The sequence below is a fragment of the Legionella bononiensis genome (assembly GCF_016786215.1).
Classification (GTDB): domain Bacteria; phylum Pseudomonadota; class Gammaproteobacteria; order Legionellales; family Legionellaceae; genus Legionella; species Legionella bononiensis.
In genome coordinates this window covers 50,295-72,509 of record NZ_JADOBG010000021.1, presented here as the reverse complement: position 1 = coordinate 72,509, position 22,215 = coordinate 50,295, and the positions used below count along the sequence as shown (strand labels likewise).

Below are 22,215 nucleotides of genomic sequence, written 5' to 3'. Positions count from 1 at the left end.
AATTTAGAGGTATAAAGGTACTATTTTATTAAAGCATTTAGGTACATTCACCTGATCAATACCTGTCAACGCGGTTATACCACAATAGAAAATATGCCTCTTTAGAGGGTTACAGGATGCAAAAAAAAACCCGCTTAAAGCGGGTTCCTGAAGCTATATTAAAAATTATTCATCTGCTTCAGCATTTGCCACTGGTCTATCTAATAACTCTACAATAGCCATTGGGGCATTATCACCTTCTCTGAAACCACATTTGATTATACGTACATAACCACCTGGTCTTTCGACAAAACGTGGTCCTAAATCGTTAAACAGTTTACCCACTGCAACTTTAGAACGTAAAATATCAAAAGCATGACGACGAGATGCTACTGAATCAGCCTTACTAACAGTAATTAAAGGTTCAATGTAACGACGTAAATCTTTTGCTTTTGGTAAAGTTGTTTTAATCAACTCATGCTCAATTAAAGAACAGCACATGTTTGAAAACATGGCTTTACGATGGCTACTTGTACGGCTAAAACTACGGCCCGAATTACGGTGACGCATAACAAAGACTCCTAAATATTACTCGCCAAGACTTGCTGGCGGCCAATTCTCAAGTTTCATTCCCAGCGATAAAGAACGAGAAGCTAAAACATCCTTAATTTCGGTTAGTGATTTCTTACCAAGATTTGGTGTTTTTAACAACTCATTTTCAGTTCTTTGAACTAAATCGCCAATGTAATGAATGTTTTCTGCTTTTAAACAATTTGCAGAACGAACAGTTAACTCTAAATCATCAACAGAACGTAATAATACAGGGTCGAAATCATTGCGTTCTTTATTATCAGTTCGTGACTCTTCAAACTTCATGTCGACAAAGGAATGAAGTTGTCTTTGAAGAATGCTTGCTGATATACGGATTGCTTCTTCCGCGTCAATTGTACCATTTGTTTCTAATTCTATTGTTAACTTGTCAAGATCAGTACGATTTTCGACACGTGCACTATCAACAAAATAGGCAACTTTCTTTACAGGAGAGAAACTATTATCAATTTTTAACTTACCAACTGATTTCTTTTCAATCTCATCATCGAGGTGACTAACAAAGGAATCAGTATTATGAAAACCAATGCCACGTTCTACCTTCAGGGTCATATTCAATTTGCCCTTTTCATTCAAATTGGCAAGCACCAGCTCAGGATTAACAATTTCCTGGCCGTGTGTTAGTTGAATATCACCAGCAGTAACCTGACAAGGACCTTGTTTATTTAGTGTAAGATAAACTTCCTCACCCACTGTTAATTTGATAGCTACCAGTTTCAGGTTAAGCAACAAATCAACAACATCTTCTTGAACACCCTCAATTGTACTGTATTCATGGAGAACACCGTCAATTGAGGCTTCAGTAATGGCACTTCCAGGCATAGATGACAATAATATACGTCTCAACGCATTGCCGAGGGTGTGACCAAAACCTCTCTCCAAAGGCTCTAGAACAATTCTAGCTTTATAAGGTGACTCAGCCTGTACCTTAAGCACTTTAGGCGTTAGCATTTCATTGATTTCAGTATACATTCAGCTATTTCTCCGAGCTTACTTAGAGTAAAGTTCTACAACAAGATTTACGTTGTAGTCTGAAGATAAGTCAGTTAACGTTGGTGCTGTAGAGAAAGTACCTTTAAACGCAGTAGAATCTACAGTAATCCAATCACAAGGAGCTCGTTGTTCAGATAAAGCCAAAGCAGCCTGAACCCGACCCTGACTTTTAGCTCTTTGACGAACTGTTATAACATCGCCAGGATTTACTAAAAATGAAGGTACGTTAACTATTTTATCATTAACAAGTATTGCCTTATGAGTTACTAGTTGTCTAGCTTCTGCACGCGTACTAGCAAAACCCATACGATATACAACATTATCAAGACGTCTTTCTAAAAGAGACATCAGATTCTCACCTGTAGAACCTTTTTGACGAGCAGCCATTTTATAATAGTTGCGGAATTGCTTTTCAAGAACACCATACAATCGTCTGATTTTTTGTTTTTCTCTAAGCTGAATTCCGTAGCCATTCAAACGTGGTTTTTTATCACCATGTTGTCCAGGTAACTTTTCAGATTTACACTTGGATTTATGATCACGTACGCCACTTTTTAGTAATAAATCACAACCTTCACGTCGCGATAATTTACATTTTGGACCAAGATATCTAGCCATTAATTACTCCTGAGTCTTATACACGACGTTTTTTAGGTGGCTTACAACCATTATGGGGTATGCCAGTAACATCGGTAATTTCAACGATTTTAAAATCCTGGGATATTAATTCACGAATAGTGGACTCTCTACCAGGACCAGGACCATGAACAAATACTGCTACAGATTTCATACCATATTCTTTAGCAACAACTGCGGCACGTTCTGTTGCAACCTGTGCAGCATAAGGCGTACTTTTTCTAGAACCCCTAAAACCGGATCCACCAGATGTTGCCCAACATAATGCATTACCTTGTCTATCAGTAAAGGTAACAATTGTATTATTGAAAGATGCATGAACATGAACTATACCATCTGATACAACACGTTTTGCTTTTTTTCGTACTTTTTGCTGTTTTGACTTAGTTATTGCCATCTTATTTTCCTACATGAAAAATCAATTACTAGTGCCTTTTCTACGGCCTTTTCTAGTACGAGCATTAGTTTTCGTACGTTGTCCGCGTAAGGGTAATCCTCTTCTATGCCTTAAGCCTCTATAACAGCCAAGGTCCATCAGTCGTTTAATGTTCATTGTAACAACACGACGCAAATCACCTTCTACAGTAATTTTTGCAATTTCAATTCTTAATGACTCTAACTGAGCATCTGATAATTGCGAAACTTTAGCTGAAGGATCAACATCAACTGCCTTACATAATTTTAAAGATGTGGTTTTACCAATACCATATATAGCTGTTAAAGCAATTACCACATGTTTGTGATCAGGTATGTTCACTCCTGCAATACGAGCCATTAGCTTCTCCGAACGTTATTTTGTTCTGTCGAAAGGGACAGAAGAATACTATTTTTATAAAATTAAATCAAGCAGATATTAACCTTGCTTTTGTTTATGTCTGGCATCCTTACAAATTACTCGTATAGTGCCACTTCTTTTAATTATTTTGCAATTGCGACAAATTCGCTTTACTGATGCTCTTACTTTCATTCCGAACTCCGATAAAAATCATAATAGACCAGGTAGTTTCGTACCTTTAAAATTAGCCTTTTTCATTAAAGAATCATATTGTTGGGTCATTAAATGAGCTTGTATCTGAGCTACAAAATCCATAATAACTACAACTATAATTAGCAATGACGTACCACCAAAATAAAAAGGGACATGCCATGTATACATTAAGATCTGAGGCAATAAACAAACCAGTACCAGATATAAAGCTCCAACCAGAGTTAATCGAGTCATAACTGAATCAATGTATTTAGTTGTTTGTTCTCCTGGTCTGATTCCTGGTATATAAGCTCCAGATTTTTTTAAGTTCTCTGCCGTATCTTTCGGATTAAATACTAACGCCGCATAGAAGAAAGCAAAAAACAGAATCGCAAGGGCATATACAATCAAATATAAAGGTTGACCTGGTGACAGAGCCATACCTACATCAGACAACCACCCCATACCTTTACTATGAGAAAAAAATTGAGCTAAAGTTGCTGGTAGCAATATAATACTGGATGCAAAAATAGGTGGTATCACTCCAGACATATTGATTTTAAGAGGTAAATGACTGGTTTGAGCAGCATATACCTTTCTACCTTGCGTTCTTTGCGCGTAATTTACCCGTATTCGCCTTTGCGCTCGTTCCATGAACACTACAAATCCAGTAACTACAACCACAACCACAGCAACTATTACCAATGTTAATGCCTGCATCTGTCCTTCTTTAACTTGTTGAAGAACCGAGGCAATAGCAGTTGGCATACTGGAAACGATACCTGAAAAAATGATTAGAGAGATACCATTCCCTACACCTTTTTCAGTAATCTGTTCTCCGAGCCACATTAAGAACATTGTTCCTGTAACTAATGTAACGACTGCCGTAAAGTAAAAGGAAAAATCCGGTTGCAGTGCTATCTGTTGTCCCGCCAGCCATCGAGCCATACCTAATGATTGGAAAATTGATAACAACAGAGTTAAGTATCTTGTGTACTGATTTATTTTCCTACGTCCTGACTCACCTTCCTTTTTCAATTGTTCTAACTTAGGAGAAACAACAGAAAAGAGCTGAATGATAATAGAGGCAGAAATATAAGGCATTATTCCAATAGCAAATACCGTTACACGAGATAATGCGCCACCAGAAAACATATTAAATAAGCCAAATATTGTATTTTGTTGTTCATTAAAGAAATTAGCTAACTTGGTAGGATCCAATCCAGGAACTGGAATGTGTGCACCCAACCGATAAACTAGAATTCCGAGAATAACAAATATCAATCTTGATTTTAGTTCGGCCAATCCACCACGTGATTGGCTACCATTATGTTTTTGGTTTTTCATAGTCACTCTTCTATACTGCCACCCAGGCCTTCGATAGCTTGGCGAGCACCTTTAGTGACTCTTAAACCCTTAAGCTTGATGGCTGTAGTTAACTCACCTGAAAGAATAACTTTAACATCTTTTATTGAACTATTAATTAATCCTGCTTCACGCAAAACTTTTAGATCAATAACTTCAGCAGTTAATTTGGCAAGTTCGCTCAGGCACACTTCATCGACAGTACGACCTATACGAGATTTAAATCCCATTTTAGGAAGACGTCTTTGAATTGGCATTTGACCGCCTTCAAAATTAATTTTATGGAATCCGCCAGCTCTCGCCTTTTGACCCTTGTGTCCTTTACCACTAGTTTTACCTAGACCAGAACCAATACCTCTGCCTAAACGTTTCTTTGGAGGTCTTGAACCAGGATCTGGTGATAGTGAATTTAGATTCATTATACACTCTCCTCGACTAGCAGCAGGTAATTAATTGCATTTACAAGTCCACGTATTGCTGGTGTGTCATTATGACATACACTTGAATTTGTTTTACCTAAACCTAACTGCTTTGCAATATGAATATGCTTCGGTTTTCTACCTATGGTACTTTTAACCAAAGTTATTTTAATTTTCTTTTCCATAATTAGCCCGCCATTACTTCATTAACTGTTTTACCACGTTTGGCAGCAACGTAATCTGGTGTACCAATGCTTGTTAAAGCACCAATAGTCGCACGGACAATATTACTTGGATTAGTAGAACCAATACTTTTTGCAAGAATATTTTGAACTCCTAATACTTCAAGTACTGCTCTCATTGCGCCACCGGCAATAATTCCGGTACCTTCACTAGCTGGCTTCATAAATACTTTAGATGCGCCATAGTTCCAGGTAATTTCATGGAATATTGTAGTTCCAGAAAGAGGAATATAAACCATATTTTTCTTAGCTTGATCCATAGCTTTCTGAATCGCTATTGGAACTTCTCGTGCCTTACCTCTACCAAAACCAACTTTACCCTTTCCGTCACCAACAACGACCAAAACAGCAAAGCCAAAAACACGTCCACCCTTAACAACTTTTGCGGTACGTGTTACTGATACCAATTTTTCTTGGTATCCATCTGACTTGGGTGATTCTTCGAATGCCATAATCGTTCCTTAAAAATCTAATCCAGCTTCGCGAGCACCTTCTGCAAGTGCTTTCACTCGGCCATGATATTTGTAACCAGCACGATCAAATGCAACTTGGCTAATGCCTTGTTCTTTGGCTCGTTTACCAAGTAACTTGCCAACTAAAGTAGCTTGTTCTACTTTGCATTTTCCAGATAAACTGGCTCGTAATTCTTTATCATTAGTAGAACATACTACCAATACTTTATCACCGAGTTGATCAGCTTGAACTATTTGAGAATAGATATGCGTTCCGCTTCTATAAACAACTAATCTTGCTCTACCCGATTTACGGATTAAAGCTTTTGCTTTTAATCCACGTCTATCACGCGAGTTTTGCTTATTCATAACTTATACCTTATTTCTTTTTAGCTTCTTTTCGAGCAATTACTTCACCTGCGTACCGTACTCCTTTACCTTTATAAGGCTCAGGTGGTCTGAACGCTCTGATTTCAGAAGCTACTTGTCCCAAAATTTGTTTATCAACACCTTTCAGCACGATAGTTGTATTGTTTGGCGTCTCAACACTCACACCTTTTGGCAAATCGTATTCAATAGGATGAGAAAATCCTAGAGATAAGGTAATGGATTTATCTTTGGCCTGTGCTCTATAACCGACACCAACCAATTCAAGAGTTACTGTAAAACCATCAGTAACACCGTGAACCATATTGCTTACCAATGCTCTAGCTGTTCCAGCTTGAGCCCATGCCTTTGGATCATTTGCTGCTGGAGCAAACTCTAATTGGTTAGACTCTTTGCTTTTAGTAATACTAACTAACCTGTTAATTTTTTGGGTTAGTGTTCCTTTAGGCCCTTTTACAGTGATTGTTCCATCAACAAATGTAACTTCAACATTTGCAGGATGAACAACAGGGGCTTTTGCTACTCTAGACATATCATTCCTCGCAAGAATTAAGCCACTTCACAAATGACTTCGCCACCAACACCTTTTGATTTAGCAGATATATGAGTCATTATACCTTTAGATGTAGATAATATAGCCACACCAAATCCAGGGATTGATGATAAATCTTTGTAAGATTTATAAACTCTTAGTCCAGGTCGGCTAATTCTTTTAATCAACTCAATAACTGGTCTACCATGATAATACTTCAGTTTTACAGTTATGGACTTAAGATTATTGTCCAATGTTTCAACGAAGAAGTTCTCAATATATCCTTCCTCTTTTAAAACACGAGCAATTTCTTCTTTTAACTTAGAAGAAACTAATGTTATCTGCTGATGTTTAGCTTGTTGACCATTTCTTATTCTAGTCAGCATATCAGCAACTGGATCATGCATACTCACAATCGTTCTCCAATCAAAATAATTTACCAGCTCGATTTTCTTCCGCCGGGTACATTGCCAACCATAAGCTGTTGTCTGAGGCAAATTCTACACAGACTGAATTTACGATAGACTGCGTGTGGCCTTCCACAACATTGGCATCGAGTACTATGACGAACAGGATTTGAATTAACTGGTAATTTTGCTAGTTTTGCCTGACACTCCATTATTACTTGGAAATCATCAGATGATTTAATCAATTGTTTTAATTCGTTTCTGCGTTGTCTGTATTTTGCTACCAGTTTTCCACGCTTTAACTCTCGCACAAGCATTGATTTTTTAGCCACAATTTCACCCTTTTATTTTCTATCTCTATCTTTCAATGGAAGATTAAATGCTTCTAATAAAGCTTTAGCTTCTTCGTTTGTTTTAGCACTTGTAGTAATACAAATGTCTAAACCTCTTATACCATCTGTTTTATCATAATCAATTTCTGGAAATACGATTTGCTCGTGTATTCCCATACTGTAGTTACCCGTTCCATCAAAAGATTTTGGATTTAGTCCGCGAAAATCTCTCACACGTGGTAAAGTAACAGAAATTAGTCTGTCAAGAAACTCATACATGCGTTCGCGTCTAAGAGTTACTTTACATCCAATTGGCCAACCTTCCCTGATTTTGAATCCAGCAAGTGATTTTTTTGCTTTTGTAACCACTGGTTTTTGACCAGAAATCAGAGTCATATCTTCTACAGCATGATTCATAACTTTCTTATCACCAACAGCTTCACCTACTCCCATATTCAGAGTGATTTTTAGTATTCGTGGAACTTCCATAACACTTGAATAGTTGAACCGTTTCATCATCATTGTGACGACGTCTTTCTTGTAAAACTCTTTAAGTCTCGCCATTTCAATCACCTAATTAAACACGGTCAATTATTTCATCGTTAGATTTGAAGTATCTAACTTTTTTACTAACGCCGCTATTCTCAAGATACTTAAAGCCTACTTTATCTGCTTTTTTAGTAACAGGGTTGTATAGAGCAACGTTTGAAACGTGTAGTGGAGCCTCACGTGTAATAATTCCACCTTTATTCTCTGGTTTCTGAGGATTGGGTTTAACATGTTTTTTAATTAAATTCCCACCCTCAACAACAACTGAGTCACCAATTACTCGTAGGACTTTACCCACATGACCTTTACTTTTACCGGCGATTACTATTACCTCATCGCCTGATCTAATACGTTTCATACTTTAATCCTTCTCACAAAACTTCAGCAGCCAGAGAAATTATTTTCATAAATTTCTCTCGTAGCTCGCGAGTAACAGGGCCAAATATACGAGTTCCAATGGGCTCGTTTTGGTTATTCAAAAGTACAGCTGCATTTCCATCAAATCGAATTAAAGAGCCGTCATCTCGACGTACGCCTTGAGCGGTACGTACAACAACAGCCTTCATTACAGCACCCTTTTTAACTTTACTTCTTGGTATCGCATCTTTAATACTTACTTTGATAACATCACCTACACGGGCATACCGTCTGTGTGATCCGCCAAGTACTTTAATACACATTACCTTTCGTGCTCCGCTATTATCAGCAACTTCGAGCACTGTCTGCATTTGGATCATTATATTCTCCAGCTCTAATTTCGACCAGAAAAAGGTTGCTGATTATATCAGGCCTTTTAGGGTTTTAAAAGTATATCAACCGAGTTGATTAAGAAATTACTTCGACTAATACCCAGCTTTTCGTTTTAGAGAGCGGTCTTGACTCACGGATCTTCACAGTATTACCTATTTGACATACTTGATTTTCATCGTGCGCATGTAATTTAGTTCTGCGTTTCATGATTTTACCATACTTAGGATGCTTCACAGTACGTTCAATCATTACTACGATTGTTTTATCCATTTTGTCACTAACTACTTTTCCAACCATTGTTCTGGCGTTCGATTCACTATTAGTAGACATTTCACTTACCTGCCTTTTCAGTCAACATTGTTTTAACTTTTGCCACTGACTTACGCACCAGAGTGATGAGATGTGTTTTATCTAGTGAGCCACTTGCTTTTTTCATTCGTAAATTAAATTGTTCTTTACGTAATGAAAGCAATTCAGTTTGCAATTCTTCTAGAGTCAAATTGCGCAATTCATCGATTTTTTTCATTACATTACCGTCCGTTCTTCAAATATTACTTTGAAAGGAAGTTTTGCTTTGGCAAGGTCGAAAGCTTCCATTGCAAGCTCTCTTGAAACACCTTCCATTTCAAATAAAACCTTACCAGGTTGTATTTGAGCAACCCAATATTCAACACTACCTTTACCTTTACCTTGTCTGACTTCTAAAGGTTTTTGTGTAATGGGCTTATCTGGAAATACTCTTATCCAAATTTTACCACCACGTTTGATATGACGAGTCATCGCTCGACGAGCAGCTTCAATTTGACGAGCTGTTAAACGTCCACGCTCTAATGCCTTCAGACCAAACTCACCGAAACTAATTTTACTACCGCGTAAAGCTAAACCTCTATTACGGCCTTTCATCTGTTTGCGGTATTTAGTACGCTTTGGTTGCAACATGATACTTATTCCTCACTCACTGGGCGCTGTCAGATAATCTTTTCTTTTGAGGCAATATTTCGCCTTTGAAGATCCAGACTTTAACACCAATAATTCCGTAGGTGGTTTTAGATTCTGCTGTACCGTAATCGATGTCAGCTCTAAATGTATGTAATGGTACACGACCTTCTCTATACCACTCAGAACGAGCTATTTCAGCACCACCAAGTCGTCCGCTAACGCAGATTTTAATACCTTTAGCACCAGCTTTAAGAGCTGATGTAACTGCTCTCTTCATTGCTCTTCGAAACATAACGCGTTGTTCCAACTGTTGAGCTATACCTTCAGCAACAAGAGTTGAATCGAGTTCTGGTTTCTTGATTTCTTCAATATTCAAATGAACTGGTACACCAAGTTTTGCAGAAATTTCTTTACGCAATGTTTCGATACCACCACCTTTCTTACCAATTATAATTCCTGGTCTGGCAGTTAGTATTGTAACAACAGCATTATTTGCAGGACGCTCTATCAAAATCTTGCTCACTGCCGCAGCCATCAGCTTTTTCTTAAGTTCAGTACGTAACTTGATGTCCTGAATTAAGAACTCAGCATAGCGTTTTCCAGCGAACCACTTAGAGTTCCAATCTTTAATAATTCCAAGGCGTATGCCTATCGGGTTTACTTTTTGTCCCATTGCTATTCCTCGTCAGACACTTTAATCGTGATATGGCAGGTACGTTTACAAATTCTATTTGCACGACCCTTAGCTCTGGGACTAATACGTTTTAAAGTCGCCGCTTCATCAACGCATACCATACCTACTTTTAGATCATCAATATCTGCTCCATTATTATTTTCAGCATTAGCAATTGCTGATTCTAATAATTTCAACATCAATTGAGCACCTTTTTTTGGTGTAAACTTGAGGACATCAAGTGCACCAGATACGTTCATGTTACGTATCATATCGGCTACCAATCTGCCCTTCTGAGCGGATAAAGGAGCACCTTTTAACTTAGCTGTAACTTCCATCATATCCTCTTACTTGCCTTTAGCCTTTCTGTCTCCAGAGTGGCCTTTGAATGTACGAGTCATGGCAAACTCACCTAGTTTGTGACCAACCATATTATCTGTAATATATACAGGTACGTGATCTTTGCCGTTATGCACAGCAATAGTTAAATCAATCATTTCAGGAACGATTGTTGAACGTCTAGACCAGGTTTTAATTGGTTTTTTTGATTTTGATTCGATTGCAGCTTCTACTTTGCTGATCAAATGATGGTCAATAAATGGACCTTTTCTAATAGAACGAGCCACTTGATATCCTCTCAATAATTATTTCTTTTTACGTCTTCTGACAATAAAGCCATCAGTACGCTTATTACTTCTGGTTTTATAACCTTTAGTTGGAACACCCCAGGGAGAAACAGGATGACGTCCACCAGAAGTACGACCTTCACCACCACCATGTGGGTGATCAACAGGGTTCATAGCTACACCACGAACAGTTGGTCTTACACCTCTCCAACGTTTTGCACCTGCTTTACCTAAAGAACGTAAACTGTGTTCGCTATTACTTACTTCTCCAATTACAGCTCGGCATAAAACATGTATTTTACGCATTTCACCAGAACGCAATCTCAAAGTAGCATATATACCTTCTTTAGCTACAATCTGTCCACTACATCCAGCGCTTCTTAACATTTGGGCACCTTTACCTGCTTTCATTTCTACGCAGTGTATTGTAGTACCAACTGGAATATTTTTGAGCGGAAGGCAATTTCCTACGCTGATTGGAGAATCCGCACCACTAAGTACAGTAGATCCCACTTCAAGATTTGATGGGGCGATTATATATCTTTTTTCACCATCATTGTATGCAATCAGTGCAATTAGTGCAGTCCGATTAGGATCGTACTCTAATCGCTCCACTCGGCCTGGAATTCCATCTTTATCACGTTTGAAATCCACAAGTCTATATTTCTGACGTTGTCCACCACCAATATGTCGTACTGTTATTCGACCCTGGTTATTTCTTCCACCAGTTTTCTTTAGCTTTTCAACTAATGCTGCGTGGGGTTTTCCTTTATGGATATTGTGATGAACAACACGTATTTCGCCGCGTTTACCAGGCGAAGTCGGTTTCGATTTTAGTAGTGCCATCTTAATCTGCCTTATTCGGTAACTGTAAAGTCAATATCTTGATCAGCGTGAAGGGATACAAATGCTTTTTTCCAGTCACTTCTTTTACCGCTGGTTTGTTTAAAGCGTTTTGATTTACCCTTAACATTGATAACAGATACATGCTTAACTTTTACATTAAATATGTGCTCAACAGCCATTTTAATTTCAGTTTTAGTTGCAGTTTTCAATACTTTAAAAGTGAACTGCTTAAACTTATCGGCCATGACAGTAGCCTTTTCAGAAGTATGTGGCTCGCGAAGAACCATCATCAATCTCTCAGCATTCATTGTAACTGTTCCTCAATTTTTTTAATTGCAGCTTCTGTAACAACAACTTTTTCAAATCTGAGTAAGGAAACAGGATCTATAGTTGTAACATCACAGATATCGTAGTCAATTAGATTTCTAGAACCTAAATATTCACTTTCACCAACTTCATTCATAATGATCAGAGCATTTTTAATATCCATCTGAGCCATTTTAGTGATGAAATCTTTAGTCTTATGGCTCTCACATTGGAAATCACTAACGACTACCAGGTTGCCTGTACGACAAAGTTCGGAGATTATACTACGTAATGCACGTTTGTACATTTTTTTATTAAGTTTTTGTGAGTAATCTCGTTTTTTTGATGCGAAAGTTACTCCACCACTTCTCCAAATCGGACTTCTTATGGTTCCTGCTCTTGCACGACCAGTACCTTTTTGGTTCCATGGTTTCTTTCCACCACCTCTAACTTCAGAGCGTGTTTTTTGTGCGCTGTTGCCACTTCGCGCATTATTCATATATGTTACAACTGCTTGATGCACTAAACCTTCATTATATGCATATGCAAAAACATCTTTATTGAGTTGTAATTGAGCTTTTGTATCTATAGTAGTAATTTCCATCACTCACCTCTTGCTTGCTTTTTGGTCGCAGGCTTAATTTCTACTCGTGAACCTGGAGCGCCAGGAATAGCACCTTTAATCAGTAGTAAATTTCTTTCAGTGTCAACACGAACAAGTTCCAGGCTTTGAGTTGTACAACGTACATTACCCATATGCCCTGCCATTTTCTTGCCTTTAAATACACGACCTGGAGTCTGGTTTTGACCTATAGAACCTGGTACACGATGCGATCTGGAGTTACCGTGAGTTGCATCCTGTGTTCTGAAATTATATCGTTTAACAGTACCAGCAAACCCTTTACCTTTACTAACACCTGAAACATCAACATATTGACCTGCGCTGAATACATCAGCCACAGAAATAACCTGCCCAAGTGCATAGGCATCTTCTGAGTCAATATGAAATTCAATTTGCATATCACCAGCTTCAATCTCAGCTTTAGCAAAATGACCAGCCATAGGCTTACTTACTTTGCTTGCTTTTTTTGTTCCGCCAGTTAATTGAACCGCTGAATAACCATCTACATCAGCAGTTTTAACTTGAGAAACACGATTTGGGTGTACTTCTACAACAGACACAGGAACTGAAACTCCTTCCGCTGTAAAGACACGCGTCATACCGATTTTACGGCCTAATAAACCGATCATCATTGTAACACCTCTTTAATATCCTTCACCCTAACATTTAGTCATCAAGGCTTATCTGAACATCAACCCCTGCAGCCAGATCCAATTTCATCAATGCATCTACTGTTTTTTCAGTTGGATGAACAATAACGACCAGGCGTTTATGAGTACGTAATTCATATTGATCTCGTGCATCTTTATTCACATGCGGTGAAGTCAATACAGTAAATTTTTCCTTTCTGATAGGCAAAGGTATAGGGCCACGAATTTGAGCACCTGTACGCTTAGCTGTCTCAACGATTTCTCGAGTTGACAAGTCAATCAACCGATGATCAAAGGATTTTAATCTTATTTTAATGTTTTGATTGCTACTCATTATAATTACTCGATTATTTTAGCGACAACACCGGCGCCTACTGTACGGCCACCTTCCCGAATTGCGAAACGTAAACCTTCTGTCATCGCAATAGGTGCATGCAGGTTAATAACTAATTGTACGTTATCTCCTGGCATTACCATTTCAATTCCAGATGGAAGATCACAAGTACCTGTTACGTCGGTAGTTCTGAAATAGAACTGAGGACGATATCCATTGAAAAATGGTGTATGTCGTCCACCTTCTTCTTTTGACAATACGTACACTTCAGCTTCAAACTTGGTGTGCGGCTTGATTGTACCTGGTTTAGCTAATACTTGTCCACGTTCCACTTCGTCACGTTTGGTTCCACGTAGCAATACACCTACGTTATCCCCTGCACGTCCTTCATCAAGAAGTTTACGGAACATTTCAACACCCGTGCAGATTGTCTTCTGAGTATCATGGATACCAACAATCTCAACTTCTTCACCAACTTTAATGATTCCACTCTCAACACGACCAGTAACAACTGTTCCACGTCCAGAGATAGAGAATACGTCTTCAATCGGTAACAGGAATGATTTATCAATATTACGTACTGGTTCTGGGATGTATGAATCTAGTGTCTCAACCAGTTTTTCAATCGAAGGTACACCAATTTCACTCGTGTCGCCTTCCAATGCTTTCAATGCTGAACCAACAACAATTGGAATATCATCACCAGGGAACTCGTAACTGCTTAACAGATCACGAACTTCCATTTCAACCAGTTCTAATAATTCGGCATCGTCTACCATGTCCGCTTTGTTCATGTATACGACGATATAGGGTACACCAACCTGACGAGACAACAAAATGTGTTCTCTAGTTTGTGGCATAGGGCCATCAGCAGCTGATACCACCAATATTGCTCCGTCCATCTGCGCAGCACCGGTAATCATGTTTTTAACATAGTCAGCGTGTCCTGGGCAATCCACGTGCGCATAGTGACGGTTAGCAGATTCATATTCTACGTGTGCTGTAGAAATGGTGATTCCACGTTCTCTTTCTTCTGGCGCAGCATCAATCTGATCGTACGCTTTAGCAGTACCACCATACTTCTTCGCCATGATTGTTGTAATCGCAGCTGTCAAAGTTGTTTTACCATGATCTACGTGACCAATCGTCCCCACATTTACGTGTGGCTTTTTACGCTCAAATTTTTCCTTCGCCATTTCAATAACCTCATTAACTTTTTATTGTTTCTTGATAATTGCTTCAGCAATATTATTTGGTGCCTCAGCGTACTTAGAAAATTCCATCGTATACGTTGCTCTTCCTTGAGTAGCAGAACGTAAATCGGTTGAATAACCAAACATCTCTGCAAGTGGAACTTCTGCCCTAACAATTTTACCCGCTGGAGAGTCTTCCATTCCCTGTACCAATCCACGACGTCTGTTTAGGTCACCCATAACATCGCCCATATAGTCCTCAGGAGTAACGACTTCTACAGCCATAATAGGCTCAAGCAAAACTGGCTTGGCTTTTAAAGCACCTTGCTTGAAGCACTGAGATCCAGCAATTTTGAACGCCATTTCACTAGAATCTACTTCATGGAATGAACCATCAAATAGAGTTACTTTTACATCTACCACTGGATACCCAGCAATAACACCATTTTGTAATTGTTCTTGGACCCCTTTATCAACAGCTGGAATATATTCCTTAGGAATAACACCACCAACAATAGCGTTGACAAACTCATAACCTGTACCAGGTTCTTGAGGTTCAATTTTCAACCAGACATGACCATACTGTCCGCGCCCGCCTGATTGTCTTACAAACTTACCTTCTTGCTCTACAGATTGTCTCAATGTTTCACGATATGCAACTTGCGGTTTACCAACATTTGCATCGACATTGAACTCTCTTTTCATTCGATCAACAATAATTTCAAGATGGAGCTCGCCCATTCCTTCAATAATTGTCTGACCAGACTCTTCATCAGTATGTACTCTGAACGATGGGTCTTCCTGAGCCAATTTTCCTAAAGCGATACCCATTTTTTCCTGATCCGCTTTGGTTCTTGGTTCTACAGCAACTGCTATAACAGGATCTGGGAAATCCATTCGTTCCAGGATTACTACATGATCCTGATCACAAAGTGTATCACCGGTCATGACTGTTTTAAGTCCGACTGCAGCGGCAATATCACCCGCTCTAACTTCTTTAATTTCTTCACGGGAATTCGCGTGCATTTGCAGCAGTCGGCCAATGCGTTCTTTTTTCCCTTTCACCGAGTTATAAATTGTATCGCCACATTTTAAAATCCCAGAATAAGCTCTGAAATAGGTCAATGTACCTACAAATGGATCTGTAGCAATTTTAAACGCCAAGGCAGAAAACGGAGCATCATAACTTGTTTTACGATGTGTTTCATTGCCGTCTTCATCGATACCTTGAATATCGGGAATATCAGTTGGTGACGGTAGATACTCAATTACTCCATCAAGAACTGCCTGAACCCCTTTATTTTTAAAAGCAGACCCGCAAAAAACAGGAACAATTTTATTAGTAACAGTTAAATAGCGTAACGCTTTTTTAATTTCTGCTTCTGTGAACTCTTCACCTTCTAGATATTTCCCCATCAATTCTTCTGAAGCTTCTGCAGCTGCTTCGATGATTAATGCACGATACTCTTCGCACTCATCTTTCAACTCAGAAGGTATATCCAAGTACTTAAAAGTCATTCCTTTATTTTCTTCATCCCAATGAATCGCTTTCATTTTGATGATGTCAATGACTCCTTTGAACTCTTCTTCAGCACCGATGGGAAGTTGAACAACTACTGGACTAGAACCTAATCGTTGTTTAATTTGGGTCACTACACGATGGAAGTTTGCACCCATTCTATCCATTTTATTCACAAATACGATTCTTGGCACACCATACTTATTTGCCTGGCGCCATACAGTTTCAGATTGTGGTTCCACACCTGACACTGAATCAAATACAACTATTGCACCATCCAACACACGTAACGATCGTTCTACCTCAATCATAAAGTCTACGTGTCCTGGAGTATCGATAATATTGATTCGATGAGGTTCAAACTGCTTATCCATACCGGACCAATAGCATGTTGTTGCTGCAGAGGTAATTGTAATGCCGCGTTCCTGCTCCTGAACCATCCAGTCCATAGTTGCAGCTCCGTCATGAACTTCACCAATCTTATGCGACATACCCGTATAATAGAGTACGCGCTCAGTAGTGGTTGTTTTTCCTGCATCAACGTGGGCAGCAATACCTATGTTTCTATACAGTTTCAATGGAGTTGACACGGCCTACCTCTCTCTTAGTTCCATCTAAAATGAGCAAATGCCTGGTTGGCTTTGGCCATTTTATGAGTGTCTTCACGTTTTTTCACTGCAGAGCCTTTACTTTCATAAGCATCCATCAGCTCACCGGCCAGACGAAGCATCATGCCTTTTTCCCCACGTGAACGAGCGGCCTGAACAATCCAACGCATCCCTAAAGCAATGCTTCGATCGTGTCTTACTTCAACAGGTACCTGATATGTTGCACCACCAACTCGTCGTGATCTTACTTCTACGCTGGGACGCACATTATCTAAAGCATCTTCGAAATATCGAAGAACAGATCCAGCATTACTGCTTGAACCGGTCTCTCCAGTATCTTCATCCGATTTTTTAGTTTTCTTTACGCGTTCATCAAGCACAGTTAATGCACCGTAAATTATTTTCTCAGCAGTAGATTTTTTACCGCTGACCATTAATACGTTAATAAATTTTGCTAACAGTTCACTATGATGTTTAGGATCTGGCAATATTTCACGTTTGGGTACTTCTCGTCTTCTTGGCATCTCAATTTCCTACAATCAGTTATTTTTTATCTTTTGGTTTTTTTGTACCATACTTAGAACGACCTTGTTTCCGATCGTTAACTCCTGATGTATCTAAACTACCTCGAACTGTGTGATAACGCACACCAGGTAAGTCTTTAACACGACCACCTCTAATTAGAACAACAGAGTGTTCCTGTAAGTTATGGCCTTCTCCACCAATATATGATGAAACTTCAAATCCATTAGTTAAACGTACACGAGCAACCTTACGCATAGCTGAGTTCGGTTTTTTAGGTGTAGTAGTATAAACGCGAGTACAAACTCCGCGTCTTTGTGGACATGACTCTAGTGCAGGTACGTTACTTTTTTTCTTTACGTCCACACGAGGCTTTCTTACTAACTGATTAATAGTAGCCATTTGTACTTAACTCCGATCTGTCTCTTGTGAATATTTCGAATGCATAAGGAGGCCGGATTCTATATAGGTACGGCAGATTTGTCAAGTTTAAATCTGCCGTTTTTGAATCCAGACTAATGATCATGATTATCCGCGTTTAATGCTTCACTTAACGCGTGTTCAACATCACTTGCAGTAACAGTATGTGTTGCATGCTCACCACCTGCTGCAGCCCTTGCTCTTTTTGCCTTTCGGCTTTGATGATAAGTATACCCTGTTCCCGCAGGAATCAAGCGACCAACCATCACGTTTTCTTTTAAGCCACGTAAATCATCAATTTTACCACTGACAGCAGCTTCAGTTAGAACTCTTGTTGTTTCTTGGAAAGAAGCAGCAGAAATAAAGGATTCTGTTGCCAGAGATGCCTTGGTTATACCTAATAAAATAGGAGTTCCTCTGGCAATCTGTTTTCCTTCAGCAATAAGTTTGTCATTTTCTTGCAGCATGACACTTTCTTCTATCTGTTCGCCTACCAGGAATTTAGAATCCCCAGCAAAAGTGATAACTCGTTTACGTAACATTTGTCTTACTATTGTTTCGATATGTTTGTCATTAATTTTTACGCCTTGTAATCGATATACATCCTGTACTTCATTTACAATGTAATTTGCTAATGCACCAACACCCAACAAACGCAATATATCATGAGGATTAAGTGCACCTTCAGCAATTAACTCTCCGCGTTCAACATGCTCACCTTCGAATACTGAAATATGACGCCATTTTGGTATCAACTCTTCATGACATTGATCTTCAGAGACGTTAATAATCAGTCTTCTTTTACCTTTAGTTTCCTTACCAAAATTAACCAGACCTGAAACTTCAGCCATTACTGCTGAATCTTTAGGTTTACGCGCTTCAAACAGGTCAGCAACTCTAGGCAGACCCCCTGTAATATCACGTGTCTTAGAACGTTCCTGAGGAATACGAGCAATAACATCTCCTATACCAACATGCCCGCCATCCTCAAAGTTTACAATCGCGTCAACAGGCAAATAATACTGCGCAGGGACGTTTGTTCCAGCCAGGAATATATCTTCACCTTCATCAGTAACTAACTTCACCATAGGCCTCAAATCTCGTCCAGCGGCACTACGTTGCTTCGCATCTATGATTACTATATTACTTAGGCCTGTAAGTTCGTCAGTTTGTCTGTTCATGGTCATACCATCAATCAAATCAACAAACTTTAGGTTACCAGCCACTTCTGATATCACTGGATGTGTATGCGGATCCCAGGTAGCTATTACTTGTCCAGCTTCTACCGGAGAATTATCCTGTACCGAAATTACAGCTCCATAAGGTAATTTATATCGCTCTCTTTCACGGCCAAATTCATCAACAATAGTTACTTCACCTGATCTTGAGACTGCCACAAGATTTTTATTCTCATGGGTTACTGTTTTAATATTATGTAAGCGAATCAAACCTTTTGTCTTAATCTGAATGTTATTCGCGGCAGTTGCTCTTGATGCAGCTCCTCCAATATGGAACGTACGCATTGTCAACTGTGTACCAGGCTCACCAATTGACTGTGCTGCAATAATACCTACTGCCTCTCCAGTATTGACCAGGTGTCCACGTGCAAGATCACGACCATAGCACTTGGCACATAAGCCAAACCGTGTTTGACAGGTTATTGGCGATCGAACCATAATCTGGTCAACACCTTGTTTTTCCAGGCGCTCTACCCAGTCTTCATCAAGAAGTGTTCCCGCCTTGACAACTGGCTCACTTTGATTCGGTATATAAACATCAGCGGCAACCACTCGACCTAATACTCTCTCATGTAGTGGTTCAACAATATCTCCACCCTCAATCAAAGGTTGCATTAAAATACCAGTATCTACACCGCAATCATCTTCTGTAATAACAACATCCTGCGCCACATCGACCAATCGTCGAGTCAAATATCCAGAGTTCGCAGTTTTTAACGCGGTATCAGCCAAACCTTTTCTTGCTCCGTGAGTTGAAATAAAGTATTGGAATACGTTCAACCCCTCTCTAAAGTTAGCAGTAATCGGAGTTTCGATAATTGACCCGTCAGGTGCAGCCATCAATCCCCTCATACCAGCCAGCTGTCTAATCTGAGCTGCAGAACCCCGAGCACCAGAGTCAGCCATCATGAAAATAGGGTTGAATGATTCTTGTCTTACTGTGTTACCTTTCGCATCGATAACTTCTTCAGTAGCAATTCTAGTCATCATTGACTTAGCTACCAATTCATTAGTGCGGGACCAAATATCAATTACTTTGTTATAACGCTCACCGTTAGTCACCAAACCAGAACGGAATTGAGATTCAATTTCACGAACTTCATTATCAGCATGATCAATGATACTGGCTTTATCTTCAGGTATTTCCATATCTTCAATACCAATGGAGATACCAGATCGAGTCGCATATTTAAATCCGGTATACATCAACTGATCTGCAAATATAACGGTTTCTTTTAAACCAAAATTTCTGTAACAGCTATCGATAACCTTAGAGATTACCTTTTTAGTCATAGTGCGGTTGATCTGCGCAAAGGGCATACCTTTGGGTAGAATTTCAGCAAGGATTGCTCGACCTACCGTAGTTTCTACAAGATTATAGCCAGTTGAACCTTCTTCCTCTTTAGGCATTCGAATCTTTATTTTGGCATGAATATCCAAATGACCAGATTCATAAAAATTCTGAGCTTCTTGTGCACTGACGTAGATCTTACCTTCGCCCAACGCGTTTACTTTTTCACGAGTTAGATAATACAGTCCAAGTACAACGTCCTGACTCGGAACAATAATAGGCTCACCACTTGCCGGTGATAAAATATTATTGGTTGACATCATCAAAGAACGAGCTTCCAATTGTGCCTCTAAAGTCAAGGGCACATGCACCGCCATCTGGTCTCCATCAAAGTCAGCGTTATATGCTGTACATACTAATGGATGAAGCTGTATCGCTTTACCTTCAATCAAAACAGGTTCAAAAGCTTGGATACCCAGTCTATGAAGCGTGGGTGCTCGGTTCAATAAGATTGGGTGCTCTCGAATTACATCATCAAGAATATCCCATACTACTGACTCTTCACGCTCGACCATCTTTTTAGCCGCTTTAATTGTTGTTGCTAAACCTCTGAACTCCAATTTGGAGAAAATAAAAGGTTTGAACAATTCCAAAGCCATTTTTTTGGGTAAACCGCATTGATGTAATTTAAGGGTGGGGCCTACAACAATAACAGAACGTCCCGAATAATCTACGCGCTTACCTAGAAGGTTCTGACGGAAACGACCTTGCTTACCCTTAATCATATCAGCCAAAGATTTAAGTGGTCTCTTATTTGTTCCTGTTATTGCTCGTCCTCTTCTGCCATTATCTAACAAAGCATCGACAGATTCCTGTAACATTCTCTTTTCATTTCGAACGATAATATCCGGAGCATTCAGATCCAGGAGACGTTTTAACCGATTGTTTCTGTTAATTACACGTCGATATAGATCATTTAGATCAGAAGTAGCAAATCGACCACCATCCAAAGGAACCAAAGGTCTCAAATCAGGTGGTAGCACAGGTAACACATCCATAATCATCCACTCAGGTTTATTACCTGATTCATAGAATGCTTCCAGTAACTTCAATCGTTTGGTAATTTTTTTGATTTTGGTTTCGGAGTTTGTAGTTGGCAACTCTTCTCGTAAACTCTTAATTTCTTCTTCCAAATCAATTTGGCGTAGCAGATCACGAATAGCTTCCGCACCCATACGTGCATCAAATTCGTCACCATATTGCTCCATTGCATCAAGATATACTTCATCGTTAAGCAATTGACCTCGTTCTAACTCTGTCATTCCAGGGTCAACAACCACGAATGCTTCAAAATAGAGAACCCGTTCAATATCTCTCAACGTCATATCAAGCAATAAACCAATCCTTGAAGGAAGTGATTTAAGGAACCATATATGAGCAACTGGGCTTGCAAGTTCAATATGACCCATACGCTCACGTCTGACTTTAGCGAGAGCCAGTTCTACACCGCATTTTTCGCATATTACACCACGATGCTTCAGTCGTTTATATTTTCCACATAAACATTCGTAGTCTTTTACTGGTCCGAATGTCTTGGCACAGAATAAACCATCTCGTTCTGGTTTAAATGTACGATAGTTAATAGTTTCAGGTTTTTTTACTTCACCATAGGACCATGAACGAATTAATTCGGGAGATGCCAATGCAATTTTAATCGCATCAAATTCTTCACTTTGCCCTTGTTGTTTGAGAATGCCAAGTAAATCGCTCATTACAGGTGCTTTTCTCATTGGGTCGTTGCTTAGAGTA

General features: G+C 39.2%; 33 protein-coding genes. All 33 read right to left on the bottom strand.

Annotated elements, in window-relative coordinates:
* Nucleotides 1–165: 165 nt before the first annotated feature.
* The 33 genes from rplQ to rpoC all read right to left on the bottom strand — a co-directional run bounded on the left by rplQ (nt 166) and on the right by rpoC (nt 22,178).
* On the bottom strand, nt 166–549 hold the full coding sequence (gene rplQ / locus IZU94_RS12905; protein WP_203111139.1) for a 50S ribosomal protein L17: 384 nt from the start codon (nt 547–549) through the stop codon (nt 166–168).
* Nucleotides 550–567: 18 nt separating this feature from the next.
* Nucleotides 568–1,560, bottom strand: a complete 993-nt coding sequence (locus IZU94_RS12900; protein ID WP_203111137.1) for a DNA-directed RNA polymerase subunit alpha — start codon at nt 1,558–1,560, stop codon at nt 568–570.
* A gap of 18 nt (nt 1,561–1,578) precedes the next feature.
* Nucleotides 1,579–2,199 carry a 30S ribosomal protein S4 gene (gene rpsD, locus IZU94_RS12895; RefSeq protein ID WP_058472292.1) on the bottom strand — a complete coding sequence of 207 codons (621 nt, stop codon included), beginning with the start codon at nt 2,197–2,199 and terminating at the stop codon, nt 1,579–1,581.
* 16 nt (nt 2,200–2,215) lie between these two features.
* Nucleotides 2,216–2,614: a 30S ribosomal protein S11 gene (rpsK, locus tag IZU94_RS12890; protein ID WP_028385523.1), complete on the bottom strand. Its 399-nt coding sequence runs from the start codon at nt 2,612–2,614 to the stop codon at nt 2,216–2,218.
* A gap of 21 nt (nt 2,615–2,635) precedes the next feature.
* Nucleotides 2,636–2,992, bottom strand: coding sequence for a 30S ribosomal protein S13 (rpsM, locus tag IZU94_RS12885; RefSeq protein ID WP_203111135.1), 357 nt, complete (start codon nt 2,990–2,992; stop codon nt 2,636–2,638).
* A gap of 78 nt (nt 2,993–3,070) precedes the next feature.
* The gene (gene rpmJ / locus IZU94_RS12880; RefSeq protein WP_010946099.1) at nt 3,071–3,184 is read right to left on the bottom strand and encodes a 50S ribosomal protein L36; all 114 of its coding nucleotides are present in this window, start codon (nt 3,182–3,184) and stop codon (nt 3,071–3,073) included.
* Nucleotides 3,185–3,202: 18 nt separating this feature from the next.
* Entirely contained in the window at nt 3,203–4,531 is a 1,329-nt protein-coding gene (secY, locus tag IZU94_RS12875; RefSeq protein WP_203111133.1) for a preprotein translocase subunit SecY, read from the bottom strand.
* A gap of 2 nt (nt 4,532–4,533) precedes the next feature.
* A complete protein-coding gene (gene rplO, locus IZU94_RS12870; protein WP_203111131.1) occupies nt 4,534–4,968 on the bottom strand; it encodes a 50S ribosomal protein L15 in 435 nt (144 codons plus the stop codon).
* Nucleotides 4,968–5,153 (bottom strand): 50S ribosomal protein L30, encoded by a 186-nt coding sequence (gene rpmD, locus IZU94_RS12865; protein ID WP_028385527.1) that lies wholly within the window; start codon nt 5,151–5,153, stop codon nt 4,968–4,970. The genes rplO and rpmD overlap by 1 nt, the downstream gene beginning before the upstream one ends.
* A 2-nt stretch (nt 5,154–5,155) precedes the next feature.
* Complete coding sequence (gene rpsE, locus IZU94_RS12860; protein WP_058472289.1) at nt 5,156–5,662, bottom strand: 30S ribosomal protein S5; 507 nt, start codon at nt 5,660–5,662, stop codon at nt 5,156–5,158.
* 9 nt (nt 5,663–5,671) lie between these two features.
* Entirely contained in the window at nt 5,672–6,031 is a 360-nt protein-coding gene (rplR, locus tag IZU94_RS12855) for a 50S ribosomal protein L18 (RefSeq protein ID WP_203111129.1), read from the bottom strand.
* Between the two features lie 10 nt (nt 6,032–6,041).
* Nucleotides 6,042–6,581, bottom strand: coding sequence for a 50S ribosomal protein L6 (rplF, locus tag IZU94_RS12850; RefSeq protein WP_058472287.1), 540 nt, complete (start codon nt 6,579–6,581; stop codon nt 6,042–6,044).
* A gap of 17 nt (nt 6,582–6,598) precedes the next feature.
* The gene (gene rpsH / locus IZU94_RS12845; RefSeq protein ID WP_199741688.1) at nt 6,599–6,988 is read right to left on the bottom strand and encodes a 30S ribosomal protein S8; all 390 of its coding nucleotides are present in this window, start codon (nt 6,986–6,988) and stop codon (nt 6,599–6,601) included.
* A gap of 29 nt (nt 6,989–7,017) precedes the next feature.
* Nucleotides 7,018–7,320, bottom strand: a complete 303-nt coding sequence (rpsN, locus tag IZU94_RS12840) for a 30S ribosomal protein S14 (RefSeq protein WP_058472286.1) — start codon at nt 7,318–7,320, stop codon at nt 7,018–7,020.
* 12 nt (nt 7,321–7,332) lie between these two features.
* Nucleotides 7,333–7,884 (bottom strand): 50S ribosomal protein L5, encoded by a 552-nt coding sequence (gene rplE, locus IZU94_RS12835; protein ID WP_203111127.1) that lies wholly within the window; start codon nt 7,882–7,884, stop codon nt 7,333–7,335.
* A 13-nt stretch (nt 7,885–7,897) separates the two neighbouring features.
* Nucleotides 7,898–8,227 carry a 50S ribosomal protein L24 gene (gene rplX / locus IZU94_RS12830; protein ID WP_058472284.1) on the bottom strand — a complete coding sequence of 110 codons (330 nt, stop codon included), beginning with the start codon at nt 8,225–8,227 and terminating at the stop codon, nt 7,898–7,900.
* Between the two features lie 13 nt (nt 8,228–8,240).
* Nucleotides 8,241–8,606 (bottom strand): 50S ribosomal protein L14, encoded by a 366-nt coding sequence (gene rplN / locus IZU94_RS12825; protein ID WP_028385535.1) that lies wholly within the window; start codon nt 8,604–8,606, stop codon nt 8,241–8,243.
* An 88-nt stretch (nt 8,607–8,694) separates the two neighbouring features.
* Nucleotides 8,695–8,949, bottom strand: coding sequence for a 30S ribosomal protein S17 (gene rpsQ / locus IZU94_RS12820; RefSeq protein WP_028385536.1), 255 nt, complete (start codon nt 8,947–8,949; stop codon nt 8,695–8,697).
* A gap of 1 nt (nt 8,950) precedes the next feature.
* Nucleotides 8,951–9,145, bottom strand: a complete 195-nt coding sequence (gene rpmC / locus IZU94_RS12815) for a 50S ribosomal protein L29 (protein ID WP_203111125.1) — start codon at nt 9,143–9,145, stop codon at nt 8,951–8,953.
* Nucleotides 9,145–9,558 (bottom strand): 50S ribosomal protein L16, encoded by a 414-nt coding sequence (gene rplP / locus IZU94_RS12810; RefSeq protein WP_028385538.1) that lies wholly within the window; start codon nt 9,556–9,558, stop codon nt 9,145–9,147. Before rplP ends, rpmC begins: the two co-directional genes overlap by 1 nt.
* 16 nt (nt 9,559–9,574) lie before the next feature.
* The gene (gene rpsC, locus IZU94_RS12805; protein ID WP_058472282.1) at nt 9,575–10,231 is read right to left on the bottom strand and encodes a 30S ribosomal protein S3; all 657 of its coding nucleotides are present in this window, start codon (nt 10,229–10,231) and stop codon (nt 9,575–9,577) included.
* Between the two features lie 2 nt (nt 10,232–10,233).
* Nucleotides 10,234–10,569: a 50S ribosomal protein L22 gene (rplV, locus tag IZU94_RS12800; protein WP_028385540.1), complete on the bottom strand. Its 336-nt coding sequence runs from the start codon at nt 10,567–10,569 to the stop codon at nt 10,234–10,236.
* A gap of 9 nt (nt 10,570–10,578) precedes the next feature.
* A complete protein-coding gene (gene rpsS / locus IZU94_RS12795) occupies nt 10,579–10,857 on the bottom strand; it encodes a 30S ribosomal protein S19 (protein WP_018577115.1) in 279 nt (92 codons plus the stop codon).
* 18 nt (nt 10,858–10,875) lie between these two features.
* A complete protein-coding gene (gene rplB / locus IZU94_RS12790; protein ID WP_203111123.1) occupies nt 10,876–11,703 on the bottom strand; it encodes a 50S ribosomal protein L2 in 828 nt (275 codons plus the stop codon).
* Nucleotides 11,704–11,714: 11 nt separating this feature from the next.
* Nucleotides 11,715–12,011 carry a 50S ribosomal protein L23 gene (rplW, locus tag IZU94_RS12785; RefSeq protein WP_028385542.1) on the bottom strand — a complete coding sequence of 99 codons (297 nt, stop codon included), beginning with the start codon at nt 12,009–12,011 and terminating at the stop codon, nt 11,715–11,717.
* Nucleotides 12,008–12,613, bottom strand: a complete 606-nt coding sequence (rplD, locus tag IZU94_RS12780) for a 50S ribosomal protein L4 (protein ID WP_203111121.1) — start codon at nt 12,611–12,613, stop codon at nt 12,008–12,010. The genes rplW and rplD overlap by 4 nt, the downstream gene beginning before the upstream one ends.
* Nucleotides 12,613–13,263, bottom strand: coding sequence for a 50S ribosomal protein L3 (gene rplC / locus IZU94_RS12775; protein ID WP_203111119.1), 651 nt, complete (start codon nt 13,261–13,263; stop codon nt 12,613–12,615). The genes rplD and rplC overlap by 1 nt, the downstream gene beginning before the upstream one ends.
* Nucleotides 13,264–13,297: 34 nt before the next feature.
* Nucleotides 13,298–13,615, bottom strand: a complete 318-nt coding sequence (rpsJ, locus tag IZU94_RS12770) for a 30S ribosomal protein S10 (protein ID WP_003633094.1) — start codon at nt 13,613–13,615, stop codon at nt 13,298–13,300.
* Between the two features lie 5 nt (nt 13,616–13,620).
* Nucleotides 13,621–14,811, bottom strand: coding sequence for an elongation factor Tu (gene tuf / locus IZU94_RS12765; RefSeq protein WP_203111109.1), 1,191 nt, complete (start codon nt 14,809–14,811; stop codon nt 13,621–13,623).
* Between the two features lie 21 nt (nt 14,812–14,832).
* Nucleotides 14,833–16,917, bottom strand: coding sequence for an elongation factor G (gene fusA / locus IZU94_RS12760; protein WP_203111117.1), 2,085 nt, complete (start codon nt 16,915–16,917; stop codon nt 14,833–14,835).
* Between the two features lie 14 nt (nt 16,918–16,931).
* A complete protein-coding gene (gene rpsG, locus IZU94_RS12755) occupies nt 16,932–17,459 on the bottom strand; it encodes a 30S ribosomal protein S7 (protein WP_203111115.1) in 528 nt (175 codons plus the stop codon).
* A gap of 19 nt (nt 17,460–17,478) precedes the next feature.
* Nucleotides 17,479–17,859: a 30S ribosomal protein S12 gene (gene rpsL, locus IZU94_RS12750; RefSeq protein WP_010654837.1), complete on the bottom strand. Its 381-nt coding sequence runs from the start codon at nt 17,857–17,859 to the stop codon at nt 17,479–17,481.
* A gap of 113 nt (nt 17,860–17,972) precedes the next feature.
* Nucleotides 17,973–22,178: a DNA-directed RNA polymerase subunit beta' gene (gene rpoC, locus IZU94_RS12745; RefSeq protein WP_203111618.1), complete on the bottom strand. Its 4,206-nt coding sequence runs from the start codon at nt 22,176–22,178 to the stop codon at nt 17,973–17,975.
* Nucleotides 22,179–22,215 lie beyond the last annotated feature (37 nt).

What these genes read in the sequence shown, in the direction of transcription:
- rplE (WP_203111127.1), bottom strand. Translation starts at nt 7,884, where the DNA reads ATGGCGAGACTTAAAGAGTTTTACAAGAAAGACGTCGTCACAATGATG.
- rpoC (WP_203111618.1), bottom strand. Translation starts at nt 22,178, where the DNA reads ATGAGCGATTTACTTGGCATTCTCAAACAACAAGGGCAAAGTGAAGAA.
- rpsL (WP_010654837.1), bottom strand. Translation starts at nt 17,859, where the DNA reads ATGGCTACTATTAATCAGTTAGTAAGAAAGCCTCGTGTGGACGTAAAG.
- rpmJ (WP_010946099.1), bottom strand. Translation starts at nt 3,184, where the DNA reads ATGAAAGTAAGAGCATCAGTAAAGCGAATTTGTCGCAATTGCAAAATA.
- rpsH (WP_199741688.1), bottom strand. Translation starts at nt 6,988, where the DNA reads ATGCATGATCCAGTTGCTGATATGCTGACTAGAATAAGAAATGGTCAA.
- rplB (WP_203111123.1), bottom strand. Translation starts at nt 11,703, where the DNA reads ATGGCACTACTAAAATCGAAACCGACTTCGCCTGGTAAACGCGGCGAA.
- tuf (WP_203111109.1), bottom strand. Translation starts at nt 14,811, where the DNA reads ATGGCGAAGGAAAAATTTGAGCGTAAAAAGCCACACGTAAATGTGGGG.
- IZU94_RS12900 (WP_203111137.1), bottom strand. Translation starts at nt 1,560, where the DNA reads ATGTATACTGAAATCAATGAAATGCTAACGCCTAAAGTGCTTAAGGTA.
- rpsG (WP_203111115.1), bottom strand. Translation starts at nt 17,459, where the DNA reads ATGCCAAGAAGACGAGAAGTACCCAAACGTGAAATATTGCCAGATCCT.
- rplP (WP_028385538.1), bottom strand. Translation starts at nt 9,558, where the DNA reads ATGTTGCAACCAAAGCGTACTAAATACCGCAAACAGATGAAAGGCCGT.
- rplN (WP_028385535.1), bottom strand. Translation starts at nt 8,606, where the DNA reads ATGATCCAAATGCAGACAGTGCTCGAAGTTGCTGATAATAGCGGAGCA.
- rpsE (WP_058472289.1), bottom strand. Translation starts at nt 5,662, where the DNA reads ATGGCATTCGAAGAATCACCCAAGTCAGATGGATACCAAGAAAAATTG.
- rpsM (WP_203111135.1), bottom strand. Translation starts at nt 2,992, where the DNA reads ATGGCTCGTATTGCAGGAGTGAACATACCTGATCACAAACATGTGGTA.
- rpsC (WP_058472282.1), bottom strand. Translation starts at nt 10,231, where the DNA reads ATGGGACAAAAAGTAAACCCGATAGGCATACGCCTTGGAATTATTAAA.
- rplD (WP_203111121.1), bottom strand. Translation starts at nt 12,613, where the DNA reads ATGGAAATTACTACTATAGATACAAAAGCTCAATTACAACTCAATAAA.
- secY (WP_203111133.1), bottom strand. Translation starts at nt 4,531, where the DNA reads ATGAAAAACCAAAAACATAATGGTAGCCAATCACGTGGTGGATTGGCC.
- rplF (WP_058472287.1), bottom strand. Translation starts at nt 6,581, where the DNA reads ATGTCTAGAGTAGCAAAAGCCCCTGTTGTTCATCCTGCAAATGTTGAA.
- rplX (WP_058472284.1), bottom strand. Translation starts at nt 8,227, where the DNA reads ATGAAACGTATTAGATCAGGCGATGAGGTAATAGTAATCGCCGGTAAA.
- rplQ (WP_203111139.1), bottom strand. Translation starts at nt 549, where the DNA reads ATGCGTCACCGTAATTCGGGCCGTAGTTTTAGCCGTACAAGTAGCCAT.
- rplV (WP_028385540.1), bottom strand. Translation starts at nt 10,569, where the DNA reads ATGGAAGTTACAGCTAAGTTAAAAGGTGCTCCTTTATCCGCTCAGAAG.
- rpsJ (WP_003633094.1), bottom strand. Translation starts at nt 13,615, where the DNA reads ATGAGTAGCAATCAAAACATTAAAATAAGATTAAAATCCTTTGATCAT.
- rplO (WP_203111131.1), bottom strand. Translation starts at nt 4,968, where the DNA reads ATGAATCTAAATTCACTATCACCAGATCCTGGTTCAAGACCTCCAAAG.
- rplC (WP_203111119.1), bottom strand. Translation starts at nt 13,263, where the DNA reads ATGATGATCGGTTTATTAGGCCGTAAAATCGGTATGACGCGTGTCTTT.
- rplR (WP_203111129.1), bottom strand. Translation starts at nt 6,031, where the DNA reads ATGAATAAGCAAAACTCGCGTGATAGACGTGGATTAAAAGCAAAAGCT.
- rpsK (WP_028385523.1), bottom strand. Translation starts at nt 2,614, where the DNA reads ATGGCAATAACTAAGTCAAAACAGCAAAAAGTACGAAAAAAAGCAAAA.
- rpmD (WP_028385527.1), bottom strand. Translation starts at nt 5,153, where the DNA reads ATGGAAAAGAAAATTAAAATAACTTTGGTTAAAAGTACCATAGGTAGA.
- rpsD (WP_058472292.1), bottom strand. Translation starts at nt 2,199, where the DNA reads ATGGCTAGATATCTTGGTCCAAAATGTAAATTATCGCGACGTGAAGGT.
- rpsQ (WP_028385536.1), bottom strand. Translation starts at nt 8,949, where the DNA reads ATGTCTACTAATAGTGAATCGAACGCCAGAACAATGGTTGGAAAAGTA.
- rpmC (WP_203111125.1), bottom strand. Translation starts at nt 9,145, where the DNA reads ATGAAAAAAATCGATGAATTGCGCAATTTGACTCTAGAAGAATTGCAA.
- rplW (WP_028385542.1), bottom strand. Translation starts at nt 12,011, where the DNA reads ATGAATGCTGAGAGATTGATGATGGTTCTTCGCGAGCCACATACTTCT.